The following is a 14,841-nucleotide window of genomic DNA, read 5'->3' as shown; positions in this document are numbered from 1 at the left end:
CTAATGTCTGAAGATGAAGTATTGTTACAACAGTTATTTGAAGAAGAGAAGTTAACCGAAAAACAAAAAAAGATTATCATTGCTGCTATAGAATCATTTTCCGAAAAAGGGTATGCCGCAACGTCTACTAATGAGATTGCGAAAAAAGCGGGGGTAGCAGAAGGAACTATTTTTAGACATTATAAAACGAAAAAAGAGTTGCTTGTTTCAATCGTCGCTCCCCTTATGACAAAACTAATCGGCCCATTCATTGTAAATGATTTTCATAAAGTACTTGATCGTCCCTATGAAAACGTAGAAGATTTTTTAAGAGCAGCGATCAAAAACCGAAGCGATATTATTAAAAAGATGCTTCCTGTTATTAAAATTGTAATACAGGAAATACCATTCCAACCAGAGTTAAGAGAACAGTTTATAGAACAAGTTGCCCGAAAAACTTTTGATCGTATTTTGCAAGTTATTAAAGGATATCAAGATAAAGGGCAACTAATCGAAATGCCGACATTAAGCGCTGCTAGGCTTGCCATTTCGAGTATATTCGGCTTTTTAATTTCCCGCTATATTTTCTTCCCAGACAGTGACTGGGACGATGAACTTGAAATAGAGCGTACGGTTCAATTTATTATGCATGGGCTAGGGAAAAAATAAAAAAGCGCTATCTGCGCTTTTTTACTTTTTTCTCTGTCTTATATAAACATATAAAAATCCAAAGGCACTTAAAAACCGCAGTATGGAGCTGATATACATAGCCACGTCCATACCCAAGAGATCTAATAACCAAATACCAACTTGTGGAGCAACAAATGCTACAAAGGCCAGTAAGACATTGTACGTTGTTATGCAATACGTACGAGATTGCTCAGGAGATTTCTCTAATAGTAAATTAAATAAAATCAATACTGTACCTGATAGAAAGAAACCTGACGACGTCTGAATGAGCGTTAAATAATACAGATTTGTAGATAGCGAAACTAAAAAAGGTGTTGTTGCCATTCCAATTGCTGCCCATATAAATACATGCATATTGGAATACTTATCAGCCCATTTTTTCCAAAGTGGAAATGTCAGTATTTGCATAAGCATGCTACCAACAGAAAACATGCTAATCCAAAAAATAGTTGCTCCAGCTACTCGCACATTATATATATTGAATAATCCCCAAGCCATTTGCCAAGCAAAGTTAAAAAAGAGAGCAGCAGCTAAAAACCAAACATAATGAGCATGTTTAAAAATGCTCCAATCCATTGATTTCTTTTTGGATTCATTATTTCCTACTTTTATTACATCTTCTTCATGTTTTAATAAGAAGAATACCTCTAGCAAACCAAAGACGAAAGCAATAGCAAAAAGTATTTGGTAAGCAACAATACTTTCCGAAGCATCCCTCATTAAAATACCGATTAGTAAAGTAGTCACGAGCCCGACCATCGTCAATAAACGATTGCGGTCACTGAAAAACTGTCCTCTTCTGGATTCCTCAATCATTCCACTAATAAGCGTTTGCCAACCTACATTAGCAACCGTATTTGGTACACTAATGAAAGCTATAATTGCTAGAAATGCCCATGATTGAAGAGAAGTAGAGGGCAAATACACTACAAATACAATGAATAAAAACATTAATCTGGCGAGAAGCACAGACATAGCCACTAGCTTTTTTTGTGCATTTGCTCGGTTTAATAACACTGCTGCCGGAATAGTCATTAACAATGCGATTAATGGAGGCAACGAACTGATTAATCCTACTTGATAATTAGTAGCACCCAGTATCGTAATCGCAAATATCGGGAAAAAGTTATTAGTAAAGTTAAGTGCTGTAGTGGAAGCCATCCCATGATAAATACTAATCTTCTCATTATACGTTCTCATAAATTCCGCCCATTCCATAAATAATGTAGGATATGCTAGAATTATATACTCGTATGAAAAGAAAACAAGTAGACGGGACACAAAATTTATCCTGTTTGACTAAATCTTTTTTTCGCATAAACATACGTCACAGCAAGTGCTGAAACTAACACGGCACCTTTAATAATATCGAATGCGTAATACGGCAAATTTAAAATTGTTAAGCCGTTTAGCAAAATTCCGATCACTGCCGCTCCAAAAAACGTTCCGATCGCATTTGGCTTCCCTGCACCAAGAACAGAGTATCCTACAAATACCGCCGCTACTGCTTCCATTAACATAGGTGCACCAGCATCAATTTGTCCAGAACCAACACGGGCAGTAAACAATATACCCGCCATAGAAGCGAACACTCCAGAAATAATATATGCTGCAAATTTCACTTTACGTGTATTCACTCCCGACAACGTTGCAGCTTCCGCATTTCCACCGGTCATATATAGAACCCGTCCCCAACGAGTATGATGGAGTACTACATAAGCGATTAACACCATTCCTAGCATGATCCACACAGGAACTGGCAAACCAAGCAGTCTTCCTTGACCAATCCAAAGAAAGGCTTCCGACAATTGACCAGGGGCAGTACCACCAGCTGTAAGTGGCATATTATTATAAATAGAATAACCTTCTGTATATGTACGATGAAAACCAGCAACGATATACATCATGCTTAATGTCGCAAGCAAATCTGGAATACCTAATACTACAATTAGAAAACTATTAAGGACACCTACTAAAACTCCCACTAAAACCGGTAGAATGAGAACGAGCCAGAGCGGCATTTCATACCATACCATTAAAGAGGCAGTAACGACCGTTGATAACGACATCGTCGATCCAACTGACAGATCAAACCCGCCTACTACTAATGTAAACGTGACCCCTAAGGCTAGTAGCGTAACAATAGATATCGAACGCAAAATATCAGTAAAGTTCGCATAAGTTAAAAAAGCTTCACTTATGGAACTAAAATAACAAATAATCAGAATCAATAACGCAATAGCACCATATTTAAATAGAAATTGTATACCATTTTCTTTTACTTTATTCTTCTTTCCCACCGCTTGCATACAACAAAATCCTTTCCTGGGTCGCCTCTCCCCGTGAAAATTCCTTCACGATTTGACCGTTATACATAACTAAAATACGATCAGAAATACCAATTGCTTCTTGAATTTCGCTCGAAAAGTAAAGACAGCCCTTTCCACTCTCCGCTAGATCTCGAATAAGCTTAAAAATATCCGCTTTTGCTCCAATATCGACGCCTTTTGTTGGTTCATCGAACAAATAAAGAATAGAATCTCGTGAAGTCCATTTACCGATTACTACTTTTTGTTGATTTCCTCCACTTAAATGAATGAGTGGTGTTTCGGTATGATCTGTTTTAATCTGTAATCGTTTAATAATATCCTTTGCAAAACTTCTTTCCGCGCTTTTATTCATAAATAGTAGGTTAGAAAACTTTCGTAAGTTTGGAAATGATGCATTCGTTTGCAACGATTCATGTACAAATAAGCCTTCTTTTCGTCGTTCTTCAGGAATAAGAGCCATTCCTGCACTAATAGCGTCTTTCGGATGTGTCACTTTTACTTCATTGCCTGAAAGTTTCATGGTTCCATTTGTTAGTGATTCTAAGCCAAATAATGCTTTCGCTAACTCGGTTTTGCCAGCCCCTACTAGACCAACAATACCGACAATCTCTCCTGCTGAAACGGTAAATGAAAGATTGTTTAACTTATGCCGGTCAGACAATTCTTTTACATCCAATAACGTTTCTCCTAAAGAGTGACTTCTAGTATGTTGCTCCTGCTGAAAGGAAGTACCAAGCATTGCTTCAATAATATCCTCTGCAGTTGCATTTGCAGTTTGAAAAACGTCCACTAACGTCCCATCTCGCATGACAGTAATCTTGTCACTAATCTCAAACACTTCGGGAAGTCGATGGGAAATAAATATACAACCGACTCCTTGCGCTTTCAGTTGATCAATCACGGAAAAAAGTTTAGCTGATTCATGAAGTGATAAAGGAGCAGTTGGTTCATCGAAAATAATTATTTTAGCTGAACTAACAAGTGCCCTTGCGATTAATACTAATTGTTTTTCAGCTAAAGTCAGTTTATGGGCAGGTTGTTGTACGGAGATATTCTCCGCCTGTAATTGTTTTAGTGCAATGCTTGCCTCTTTGTTTAGTTTCGAAGTCGATATAAACAAGTTGTTATAGGTCGCAATAGTATCAAGCATAATATTTTCAGCAACCGATAACTCGGGTACAATTGCTGTGTCTACTTCCTGATAAACGCAGTAAATTCCCTGTTCTTTTGCCGCTTTTGGGGAACGTAGATGAACGCTCTTACCGTCTAACACTATTTCTCCTTCATCTTGCTCATACACCCCTGATAATATTTTCATCAGCGTACTTTTTCCTGCGCCATTTACACCTAACAATGCATGTACTTCCCCTTTTTCCAGGTGAAACATTGCATTCTCTAGTGCTGTCACATTTCCAAATGACTTACGTATCGAATTCATCGAAAGAAAAGGATTTGTCACAAACATGCTCCTTTCTTAAAAAGAAGCTGCCCTTGATTAGGACAGCTGCTAGTAGTTGAGTTTATTGATTTTCCAACTCTTTTAATGCATCTGTATATCCTTGTTCACTCGCACCCCAGCCTTCGATAAACTCGTGTAAACCATTCGTCGTCACAGTTTCTTTTGGAAGTTTAGATGCATCGACAAACACTGGATCTAGTACAACATTAGCTTCTGGATTTTCACCATTAATCTTTTGATATAGGTAACGTACTTGAATACGTCCAATATCCATTGGATCGACTGCAGCAGAAGCTACCCAAGGACTATTTTCTTTTTGAATCATTTGTAGATCTTCATCGCTCATATCAATGCTATACACTTTAATATCTGTTCTACCTGCTTGTTCAATTGCTCGAACGGCACCTTTTGCAAACTCATCCCAAGCTGCCCAAACAGCAGTAATATCTCCTTCGTTCGGGTACTGTTTTAAAATGGCTTCCATTTGTGCTTGTGTATCTAATGCTGTATTTTGTGTTGCCGCTCCAAATGTTGCAATTTCCTTTATTCCTGGGTTTTCTGATAAAAACTGCTCGTAAGCAACTTGTCTTCTTTCCATCGGTGCAAAACCTGCAACCCAAATTTTCACGATATTTGCTTCACCATTTGCGTCTTCTAATAGTTTCTGTAATGTCATCTCAGCCATCTTTTGATCGCCTTGCTCTAAAACAGTAATCCCTTCTACGTCCACACCTGCGTCAAATGCTACTACTGGAATTCCTTTGTCGACAGCATTTTGAACACCTTGGTTTAATGCTTCTTTTGTACCGTGATCTATTAAAATTCCATCCATTCCTTGGTTAACTGCTGCATCTAAATTCGATGCCATTTTCGCTAAGTCACCTTCAGAGTTAAATACGGTAACAGTTCCTCCAAAGTTCTCTACTTGTTCCTTTACACCTTCAATATATTGGGCTGAAAAAGTTCCAAGGTTTTGTTGTAATATAAGTGCAATTTTCTTACCCGCTAATGGATTTTCTGATTGTTTTTCTGAACTTGGCGCAGATGTATCTTCTTTGGCATTACTTTTTGGCTGACATCCCGCCAATACAATGCCAACTATTAGTAATACTGATATTAACCAACCTATTTTCGTTTTCATCATTCTTCTCCTTCATTTGTACCAAGTAATGCTACAATGTTTTCATTATATTTTGGATAAATAATTCCTTTTTCTGTAATAATCGCCGTGATTAAATGTGCAGGTGTCACATCAAAGGCAGGATTAAACACTTTCGTATTATCCGGTGCTATTTGTTTACCAGCAATATGTGTTATTTCTTCTGGTGGACGTTCTTCTATTTGTATTGTCTTACCACTCTCAATAGTTAGATCAAAAGTCGAAGAAGGTGCCGCCACATAAAATGGAATTTGATATGCGGCTGCCAATAATGCCAAGTTAAGTGTCCCAATTTTATTGGCCGTATCACCATTTGCAGCAATTCTGTCTGCTCCAACAATTATTGCTTCAATCCCTTTTGCACCTATCGTATGTGCAGCCATGCTATCCGTAATAAGAGTGACATCTACTCCTGATTGCTGAAGCTCCCATACAGTGAGTCGTGCCCCTTGAAATACAGGTCTCGTTTCACAAGCAAAGACTTGAAACTGCCTCCCTTTTTCAGCTCCTAAATGGAAAGGTGCTAAGGCAGTTCCATATTTCGCAGTTGCAATTGTGCCTGCATTACAAATAGTCATGACTTTTGTATAATCTTCAAGTAAAGACAAAGCAAATTCACCAATTGCACGACAAGATGCCTCATCTTCCTCGTATATATTATCCGCTTCTTCTAACAACTGCTTCTTCGCTTCTTGCACAGTTTCCGCATGCTCGACTGCAACTCGTAATCGCTCTAAAGCCCACACTAAATTGACGGCTGTTGGTCTAGATTCAGCCAAATATAGCGTATCTTTGTTTAGTAATTGATGGAAGTCTTCCAAAGAATTTGTTTCGTAATACTGTGCCGCTGCTGCTAGTCCGTAGGAAGCAGTAATACCAATTGCCGGAGCTCCTCGTACTTTTAATGTGATGATGGCATCATACACATCTTCAAGCGTTTCAAGTGTTATATATTCCACTTCAAGTGGTAGTTTCTGCTGATTTAGTATTTCGAGTCGATTGTTGTTCCATTTGATTGATAAGGGGATACTCATTTTTGCAACTCCTCGAGTAATTGGATTACTGATTGAATTGAACTAATTTCTTTACGCTTTAAGATGAATAATTCTCCTATCTGTAAAGCTTGTTTCTTCGCTGAAATTCTTTCTGCATCATCTAAAATTCCATCCAAATCTTTTACATGTGCTAAACCGATTGTACGTCTGATTAATTCACAACCAGCAAAGCCAAGTGTATCTTGGAAAACTTTATCCAATACATACGCTTCAAATCCTTCAGTATCTTTATAAGATTCAACCGCTTCTTTTTTCCAAAGTTCCGAAAATTTACTCGAAAATACTTCCCATGTCTTTTCAATATGCTGATGGATTACAACTCGGCTCTCTCCTTCTCTTGTAATCGTTTGAAAGATCAAGTTAGCTAGAAATAGTCCAACATCAAAGCCAATTGGTCCGTAAAAGGCGAATTCTGGATCAATTACTTTTGTTTCTGTTTCACTCGCAAAAATACTACCTGTATGCAAATCTCCGTGCAGTAATGCTTCCGTTTCTGTTAAAAAGCTTTTCTTCAATTTGGCAACTTCCAATTTTAAAAGCTCATTACTCCAAATGGCTTCTACATCTACTCGTAACGCAGGTTCAAAGTCATTTGTTTCATAATCAAAAAATGGATCCGTAAAAATTAGATCTTCTGTAATTTTACATAGCTCAGGATTGGAAAACTCTGAAACTAGTTTCTTTTTTTCAAAAGGATGTAATGCAAAATCGGACGTATGGAATAGGGTTTGTGCAAGATATTCCCCAATATCTGTTGCTAATTTTGGATAGGATTCCAGGCGGATCAATCCTTCTCTTGCAATGGTCAAATGAGATAAGTCTTCCATCACTGTAATCGCCAAATCTTCATCAATTACATATACTTCAGGTACTAGCCCTGTCGCAAATTCCCCGTGTTTTTTTAGCGCATTCGCTTCAATTTGTGCACGCTTTAATGTTAGTGGCCAACTCTCACCGACTACCTTTGCATATGGCAATGCTTGTTTTACAATAATTCCTTTTCCACTTTTAGTATCTCGAATGCGAAATACATAATTTAAATTACCATCACCAATTTCGCTACATTCTAATTCCAATCCATTTGAAAATAGACCTTGTTCTTTGATGTATACTATTGCCTGCTCTTCTGTTAAAGACTCGTATTGTTTCTTCGTTGCAATTGTCATTTTTCTCTACCTTTCTTTACAAAATAAAAAACCTCTTTCCAATGAAAGAGGCGTAGAATAAGAGTTTTCTCGCCTCTTATCTTTCAGAAAGTTCCCTTTCTGATGGAATTAGCACCGTGCCTTAAGAGAATGTTATCTCGGCGCAAAAAGCGCCCCGTCTCACAACGGTATTACGGTCGGTTGCTGGGCTTCATCGGGCCATTACCCTCAGCCTGCTCTTGATAAGAGTGCTATTATTTTTAACGTAATGTTATTTGATTAGAATCCTAGCACATTCGAAAAAGGAATGTCAACAGACTTTTTTAATTTTATAAAAACTCTAAATTTTGTGTTGACATTATTTCAATTGCATGAAATAATCATTATTAATTTGACAATAAACTGAAATCTTAATTAAATATATTTTCTTATTTAGAGCAGGTGGAGGGACGAGCCCTATGATACCCGGCAACCGGTCCAACGAATGGATACGGTGCTAATTCTTGCAGTCAATTGACTGAGAAATAAGAAGTCGTTAAACCTTTAACCTCTTCTTATTTGAAGAGGTTTTTTTATCTTTATTCAACAAAGGAGATTAATAACATGAGTGGAGTAACTTCTGTTTATCAATTGTACGGAAATCCAGGATCATTCGAAAAAAAGGCAGAGGGCATTGCTTTAGGTTTAACGATTGGGTCCTGGACAGATTTACCTTTACTTGAACAGCAACAATTAAAACAGCATAAAGGGAATGTTGTATCTATTACGGAGTTTGAAAATGTACAACATCCATCTAAACCAGAACAAATTAGAGCAGAGATAAAAATAGAGTATCCTAGTGCTAACTTTTCCGCTGATTTGCCTGCCATCTTAACAACTGTTTTCGGTAAATTATCATTAGACGGTGAAATAAAGCTATTAGACTTAGAGTTTTCTCCAGAGCTTTTAGCAAAGTTTCCTGGACCTAGATTTGGTATTGAACATATAAGAAACTTGTTAAATGTACATAATCGGCCACTCATTATGAGCATATTCAAAGGAGTCATAGGACGGGATATCGATTATTTAGCAGAACAACTTCGACATCAGGCTCTTGGAGGAGTTGATCTTGTAAAAGACGATGAAATTCTTTTTGACAATCCGCTCACTCCTTTTGAAAAGCGAATTACAACCGCCCAGGAAGTATTACGCCAAGTGTATGAAGAAACTGGACATCGTACGCTTTATGCAGTGAATTTATCTGGACGGACAACACAGTTACGCGAAAAAGCAAAAATAGCGAAAGAACTTGGAGCAGATGCTTTATTATTTAATGTCCATGCATACGGGTTGGACGTGCTCCAAGAACTTGTAGAAGATGATGACATTCAACTGCCATTTATGGCTCATCCAGCCTATAGTGGAGCGTTCACTTCTTCCCCGTTTTACGGTGTTGCAACAGCTCTTTTACTAGGCAAATTAACTCGCTATGCTGGGGCAGATTTTTCATTATTCCCTTCTCCTTATGGTAGTGTTGCGCTTGAGAAAAAAGCAGCTCTTTCTTTAGGAGAAGAACTAACAAAAGCTAGTAGCGTAAAACGAACTTTCCCAGTTCCTTCTGCAGGTATACATCCAAGTTTAGTACCTCTATTAATGCAAGACTACGGAATTGATAGCATTATTAATGCTGGGGGCGGGGTACATGGACACCCTGCTGGTGCGATTGGTGGAGGACTTGCCTTTAAACAAGCTGTGGAAGCCGTGCTTGCTGGAATATCGCTTACGGAAGCGGCAAAGCAGCATGCTGAACTCAAGTCAGCAATCGAATTATGGGGGTAAATACTATGAAGAAACTAGTTATCTTTTGCGATTTTGATGGCACTATTACAACGCAAGATAATATCATCTCGATTATGAAAAAATTTGCACCTCCAGAATATTTGCCGATTAAAGAGAATATTTTGGGGCAAAAGCAATCGATACGTGAAGGTGTATCGGATATGTTTGCACTCCTTCCTGTTTCATTGAAAGAGCAAATTAACTCTTATTTGCTTGAGCAAGCGCAAATTCGTGAAGGTTTTGCAGAATTTGTTTCTTATACAAAAGTAAACAATATTCCACTTTATATCGTGAGTGGTGGAATCGATTTTTTCGTGCAGCCGATGCTTGAACCATTCGGACCATTTTCCGATATTTATTGCAATGAATCGGACTTTTCGGGAGACTCGATACGGATTAACTTTCCACATGGATGTGATGAGCAATGTACGAACCAAGGTTGTGGTTGCTGTAAGCCATCTATTATTCGTAAGCTTCAAGGCAGTGATACGTTAAGTGTTGTTATTGGAGATTCTATTACAGATTTAGAGGCTGCAAAATTAGCGGACATTGTCATCGCACGGGATTTCCTCATTGAGAAATGCGAAGAACTCAATATTCCGTACGAACCTTTTGAAAGTTTCCATGATGTCATGCACATATTAGATGCAAAGTTAGGTGTAGAAGTATGACAACACTAGAAAGAAAATGGGATGAGTTAGCAGACATAAAAGACGAACTAGCTAAACGAGACTGGTTCATGGGGACGAGTGGAAATTTAGCAATAAAAGTGAGCGATCAACCACTACAATTTTTAGTGACAGCTAGTGGAAAAGATAAGAAGAAGCGAACAAAGGAAGACTTTTTACTTGTAAATGGTTTCGGAAATACAGTGGAAGAGACCGATTTAAAACCTTCTGCCGAAACATTACTACACTGTGCCATATACGGCAAGACATCTGCTGGCTGTAGTCTTCATATTCATACAGTCGCGAACAATGTTATTTCAGAAATATACGGTGATGATGGGAAAATTGACTTTCAAGGTCAAGAACTTATTAAAGCGTTTGATTTATGGGACGAGGATGCATTGCTGTCCATCCCGATCATCCCAAATTATGCACATATTCCAAGCCTGGCGGAAGAATTTACTTCTCATATACATGCCGATAAAGGAGCCGTATTAATCCGAAATCACGGGATTACCGTTTGGGGCAAGGACGGTTTCGAAGCAAAAAAACTACTAGAAGCTTGTGAGTTTTTATTTCAGTATCAATTAGCATTACTTCAGATAAAATCAAAATAAGAGAGGGAGATTGAAATGGCTATTATTAAAATTCAAGGAACAAATGAAACAATTGAAGCACAAAACGAGGTGGCAGCATTTTTAGAAAGCCAAGAAGTTGTGTATGAACATTGGGATATTGAAAAGTTACCAGTGCATCTTCGTGAGAAATTTGATCTTAGCGATACAGAAAAAGAGGAAATTTTACAAGCTTTTCAAGTAGAAATTGATGATATCTCTAAACGACGCGGCTACCAAGCATCCGATATAATTTCATTATCCCATTCTAACCCTAATTTAGATGAGCTATTGAAAAACTTCGAACGCAAACATATTCATACGGACGATGAAGTTCGTTATATCGTAAGTGGTCACGGGGTGTTTATCATCCAAGGAAAAGATGAGCGTTTCTTTGAAGTACATTTAACTCCTGGAGACTTAATTTCTGTACCTGAGAATATCACACATTATTTCACGCTTGCAGAAGATCGCAAAGTAGTTGCAGTTCGCATTTTCGTGACAACAGAAGGCTGGGTACCAGTATACCAAGACGAAGTTGCGCAAAGTTAATTAAGAACAAGAAAAGACCTATTTCAATCTTTTCCTTGGACTAAGGACATACATTTTTTTAGAGAGGTAGATCATGACTGATGTCACGACCAACCTCTCTTTTCTCCGTAATCTAATTGCATTTGTCTTTCCATCGTACACCCTCACCATTATCTATAGAAGAAAATCGCTAGAAATGCCCTTTTAAAGAATCTTTCCTAACAGTCCCATTCCTCTACCTGATTCACTTACACTAAAATTGTCTACGTAATTGAATATTCTTCCTATCTATTGGTTAGTTCTATTGTTAATTAGGTAAATAGGGAGTACTTTTATTTACAAATTCATTGGAAAGAGTATAATGTGAAGGTGACGTAAGTCTAATTTACTCATTAATTGAATCTATTTTCAGGTAAATGGATACTACTAGTTTTTCTTAATAAAAAATAAGCAAATTTCACTTTGTTTGAGAAGATGGGGTGGTAAAACCAAATGACACAAGAACCAGAATTGACACTTGTTGAACATTTAACAGAACTACGCAAAAGGCTTATCATTATAGCAACAACATTTATTCTTTCACTTGCTTTAGGGTTTTGGCTTGCTCCAAAAACATTGACTTTTATAAAGCAACAACCAACAGCGGCGCATGTTGAATGGAACGTGTTTGGTTATACAGATGGCCTAATGATCTACGTTAAGTGTGCTTTAATTTTAGCTATTTTAGTTACTTTGCCAATTGCAATGTACCAAATCTGGTTATTTGTAAAGCCAGGTCTATTGGAAAAAGAAGCTAGAGGAACGATTTACTTTATCCCAGTTTCCTTCTTTTTGTTTTTAGCAGGGATAAGTTTTAGTTATTTTATACTTTTTCCGCTTATGTTGAATTTTATGTCCAATATTAATGATTCTATTGGGGCATTAGAGACTTACGGAATGCAACAATACTTTACATTTATGTTTAACTTAATTATTCCAGTGGGTATTGTTTTTGAACTACCAGTTATTATTTTATTTCTAACAAAGTTGGGTATTATAACACCAGATCGTTTAAGAAAGATGAGAAAGGTTTCCTACTTTGTACTAGTAGTAGTCGGGGTTTCTATTACACCACCGGACTTTATTTCTGATTTTATCATCGTTGTGCCATTACTATTACTTTTTGAAATAAGTATTCTTGTTTCTAGTTGGTCCTATAAAAAGCAACTAGCAAAACAAGCGCTTGAGGAAGAAAGCTTAGAAAACTAATCTATTATTGCGAGGAGGAACATCCCATGCCAAACATCGGCGTACCAGGGTTAATCATCATTTTAATTATAGCTTTAATCGTTTTCGGACCTTCCAAATTACCACAGTTAGGTAGAGCAGTTGGACAAACGTTAAAAGAATTTAAAAACTCGACAAAAGATATTGTGGATGATGTAGCTGAAGAATTTAAGCTAGATGACAAAGAAGCAGACACAAAAAAGAAAAACTAATAAGACAAGCCAGCTATCCTTTTTGGAATAGCTGGCTTTTGTAATTTTTATAAATTTTTAAAGAACACTCGAATTACATCGGCACCACCTATAAATGTTCCGATAGATCCGACAAGGTTCGTTAATACGACAACCAATAAAATACGAGTTACTTTGTTTCGCCAAAACCCTTTAATCGTAAAAACATCTTCTGAGAGTGTTTCAAAGTCACCGACATTTGGTCGTCTGAAATATGCTTGAACAATCCCTGAAACCCAACCAGATGCGATCAGCGGGTGTAACGTCGTAATTGGCGCTACGATAAATGCAGATAATATTGCAAGTGGATGCCCAAGCGCAAGTGCTGCTCCAATAGCGGCAAAGCTACTTGTCCATAATATCCAGCTTAACGCTTGATCGAAACCAGCTGTTGGATTGGCCATAAAAGTATACACAATAATAGCTACTAATAGAGCCGGTATAGCCCATCCAAGAATTTTCGGTACGATGGACTTTGGTGGAATTTCCGTAAGTTTTTCTAAATCATGCTCCTTATGAATTTCTTTCGTAATACCAGGAACATGTGCAGCACCTAAAACAGCTACTACTTTATTGCCAGGTGCGTCTTTAATCTTTTGGGCTAGATATTGGTCTCGCTCATCAATTAAAGGTGTTTTTAACCTTGGAAAGGATTCCGTAAACTCCGCAAGCACTGCATTTAACGTGTCTTGTGTTTTCATTTTTTCCAGTTCTTCTTCTGAAATGGTTTCCTTACTAAAAATACTAAAAATTACTCCATTAAGTAATTGGGCTTTCCCCATAAATCCGAGATTATGCCAAATACGAGAAAAGGTGATTTGGATATTCCGGTCTGCAAGCACTAGCTCTGCTCCTGTTTCTTTTGCAGATTCAATCCCCTGGATCATTTCTTGCCCTGGTTTTATCTCAAATTGCTTTGCTAAACGATTTTGGAAAGAGGATATTGCTAAATTCATCAAAAGCAATGTTGCTTTCTTTTCTTTTATTACTTTAAAAATGTCTGTATCTTTCCATTTGCTTCCTTCCATCACGGATTGATATCGCTGTTCGTCTAGCTCTATACATACAGAATCTGGTCTTTCAGCTTCAATTACTTCTTTTACTTGTTCCGCACTTTGCCTAGATACATGTGCCGTTCCGATTAATATTAATTCTTTACCATCTAAGTTTATACGAGTAATATTTTCTTCTCTCACAAGTTTCTTCCTTCGTTGCGCATATTTCTTTTGCATAAATGCATCACAAAAGACTGTCTATTGTTAATAATGAAGCAGATTGGGGTAAATTTCAATTATGTTTTATTAATTTAGTAAAGGTAATATAAAAAGTGACAATTAGGCTTTTTAGGGATAATGCGTCTTAGCGGGCTCAATAAAGTGTCCGCCATGATTTTCGCTGCAGGACCGACGCTTTCCGTGGGTTGAGTGATGAGCTTTCACCCTTGTGAAGGCTCATTTTGCTCCCAGAAGAACAAAGGCTAAGAGCGCCACATCGTGTGGTAACACCTTCATTCTTTTGGTCTTGATAGGAGTTCGCCGTCTACAGTGAAAATCAATAGAAATTGTTTACTTATTGAGTATCTGCTCGCTAAAAACAAAATGTGATGCTAATTTTTTCATGGAGTGTATCCAGTAAATGGCTTAGGGCAACCAATTGATTGTGGAAAGCAACTAAATCTACTCCGAAAGCAACCAAAATAGGCGTGAGAGCAACTAAATTGCATATGAAAGCAACTAATTCTTATAACAACAAGTTTACTTGGAGTGAGACAACGATGGCTGTGACTCATTTTTGTCAACGTTGCGCAATTACCCCATAATGTTGCGCATTTGAGGTAGAATGTTGCGGGAATTCTATACAATGTTGCGAGTAATGGCTAGAATGTTGCGCATTTTTT

At 37.5% G+C, this 14,841-nt stretch carries 14 protein-coding genes and 2 riboswitches; of the genes, 7 read left to right on the top strand and 7 right to left on the bottom strand.

All coding sequences use genetic code 11. The features are described from left to right. The first annotated feature begins 3 nt into the window (after window positions 1–3). Window positions 4–648, top strand: a complete 645-nt coding sequence (locus ACIQ38_RS16575; RefSeq protein WP_402825425.1) for a TetR/AcrR family transcriptional regulator — start codon at window positions 4–6, stop codon at window positions 646–648. Between the two features lie 21 nt (window positions 649–669). Here the strand turns inward: ACIQ38_RS16575 and ACIQ38_RS16570 are convergent, their stop codons facing one another. The 6 genes from ACIQ38_RS16570 to mtnK all read right to left on the bottom strand — a co-directional run bounded on the left by ACIQ38_RS16570 (window position 670) and on the right by mtnK (window position 7,838). Then, window positions 670–1,869 (bottom strand): MFS transporter, encoded by a 1,200-nt coding sequence (locus tag ACIQ38_RS16570; RefSeq protein ID WP_402825423.1) that lies wholly within the window; start codon window positions 1,867–1,869, stop codon window positions 670–672. 86 nt (window positions 1,870–1,955) lie between these two features. Continuing rightward, on the bottom strand, window positions 1,956–2,978 hold the full coding sequence (locus tag ACIQ38_RS16565; protein WP_402825421.1) for an ABC transporter permease: 1,023 nt from the start codon (window positions 2,976–2,978) through the stop codon (window positions 1,956–1,958). After that, on the bottom strand, window positions 2,953–4,458 hold the full coding sequence (locus ACIQ38_RS16560; protein ID WP_402825419.1) for a sugar ABC transporter ATP-binding protein: 1,506 nt from the start codon (window positions 4,456–4,458) through the stop codon (window positions 2,953–2,955). The genes ACIQ38_RS16565 and ACIQ38_RS16560 overlap by 26 nt, the downstream gene beginning before the upstream one ends. A gap of 61 nt (window positions 4,459–4,519) precedes the next feature. Continuing rightward, a complete protein-coding gene (locus tag ACIQ38_RS16555; RefSeq protein ID WP_402825417.1) occupies window positions 4,520–5,599 on the bottom strand; it encodes a sugar ABC transporter substrate-binding protein in 1,080 nt (359 codons plus the stop codon). After that, window positions 5,599–6,651 carry an S-methyl-5-thioribose-1-phosphate isomerase gene (gene mtnA / locus ACIQ38_RS16550; protein ID WP_402825414.1) on the bottom strand — a complete coding sequence of 351 codons (1,053 nt, stop codon included), beginning with the start codon at window positions 6,649–6,651 and terminating at the stop codon, window positions 5,599–5,601. The genes ACIQ38_RS16555 and mtnA overlap by 1 nt, the downstream gene beginning before the upstream one ends. Then, window positions 6,648–7,838: an S-methyl-5-thioribose kinase gene (gene mtnK, locus ACIQ38_RS16545; protein WP_402825412.1), complete on the bottom strand. Its 1,191-nt coding sequence runs from the start codon at window positions 7,836–7,838 to the stop codon at window positions 6,648–6,650. Before mtnK ends, mtnA begins: the two co-directional genes overlap by 4 nt. A gap of 73 nt (window positions 7,839–7,911) precedes the next feature. Continuing rightward, a riboswitch (SAM riboswitch) is annotated at window positions 7,912–8,066 on the bottom strand. A 176-nt stretch (window positions 8,067–8,242) separates the two neighbouring features. Next, a riboswitch (SAM riboswitch) is annotated at window positions 8,243–8,348 on the top strand. A gap of 72 nt (window positions 8,349–8,420) precedes the next feature. Between mtnK and ACIQ38_RS16540 the strand changes: the two genes are divergently transcribed. From ACIQ38_RS16540 to tatA, 6 genes are all read left to right on the top strand, one after another. Then, window positions 8,421–9,635 carry a 2,3-diketo-5-methylthiopentyl-1-phosphate enolase gene (locus tag ACIQ38_RS16540; RefSeq protein ID WP_402825410.1) on the top strand — a complete coding sequence of 405 codons (1,215 nt, stop codon included), beginning with the start codon at window positions 8,421–8,423 and terminating at the stop codon, window positions 9,633–9,635. Window positions 9,636–9,640: 5 nt separating this feature from the next. Further along, a complete protein-coding gene (locus ACIQ38_RS16535; RefSeq protein WP_402825407.1) occupies window positions 9,641–10,306 on the top strand; it encodes a 2-hydroxy-3-keto-5-methylthiopentenyl-1-phosphate phosphatase in 666 nt (221 codons plus the stop codon). Then, window positions 10,303–10,920 (top strand): methylthioribulose 1-phosphate dehydratase, encoded by a 618-nt coding sequence (locus ACIQ38_RS16530; protein ID WP_402825404.1) that lies wholly within the window; start codon window positions 10,303–10,305, stop codon window positions 10,918–10,920. The genes ACIQ38_RS16535 and ACIQ38_RS16530 overlap by 4 nt, the downstream gene beginning before the upstream one ends. Before the next feature lie 15 nt (window positions 10,921–10,935). Next, window positions 10,936–11,469 carry a 1,2-dihydroxy-3-keto-5-methylthiopentene dioxygenase gene (locus ACIQ38_RS16525; protein WP_402825401.1) on the top strand — a complete coding sequence of 178 codons (534 nt, stop codon included), beginning with the start codon at window positions 10,936–10,938 and terminating at the stop codon, window positions 11,467–11,469. Window positions 11,470–11,940: 471 nt separating this feature from the next. Further along, entirely contained in the window at window positions 11,941–12,696 is a 756-nt protein-coding gene (tatC, locus tag ACIQ38_RS16520) for a twin-arginine translocase subunit TatC (RefSeq protein WP_402825398.1), read from the top strand. A 26-nt stretch (window positions 12,697–12,722) separates the two neighbouring features. Continuing rightward, window positions 12,723–12,926 (top strand): twin-arginine translocase TatA/TatE family subunit, encoded by a 204-nt coding sequence (tatA, locus tag ACIQ38_RS16515; protein WP_402825395.1) that lies wholly within the window; start codon window positions 12,723–12,725, stop codon window positions 12,924–12,926. A gap of 47 nt (window positions 12,927–12,973) precedes the next feature. Here the strand turns inward: tatA and ACIQ38_RS16510 are convergent, their stop codons facing one another. Continuing rightward, window positions 12,974–14,140, bottom strand: a complete 1,167-nt coding sequence (locus ACIQ38_RS16510) for a TraB/GumN family protein (protein ID WP_402825392.1) — start codon at window positions 14,138–14,140, stop codon at window positions 12,974–12,976. Between the last annotated feature and the right edge of the window lie 701 nt (window positions 14,141–14,841).

This window comes from Psychrobacillus sp. NPDC096389, assembly GCF_044762855.1.
Taxonomy (GTDB): domain Bacteria; phylum Bacillota; class Bacilli; order Bacillales_A; family Planococcaceae; genus Psychrobacillus.
The sequence above is the reverse complement of the archived record's forward strand: the minus strand, read 5'-3'. Positions and strand labels throughout refer to the sequence as shown.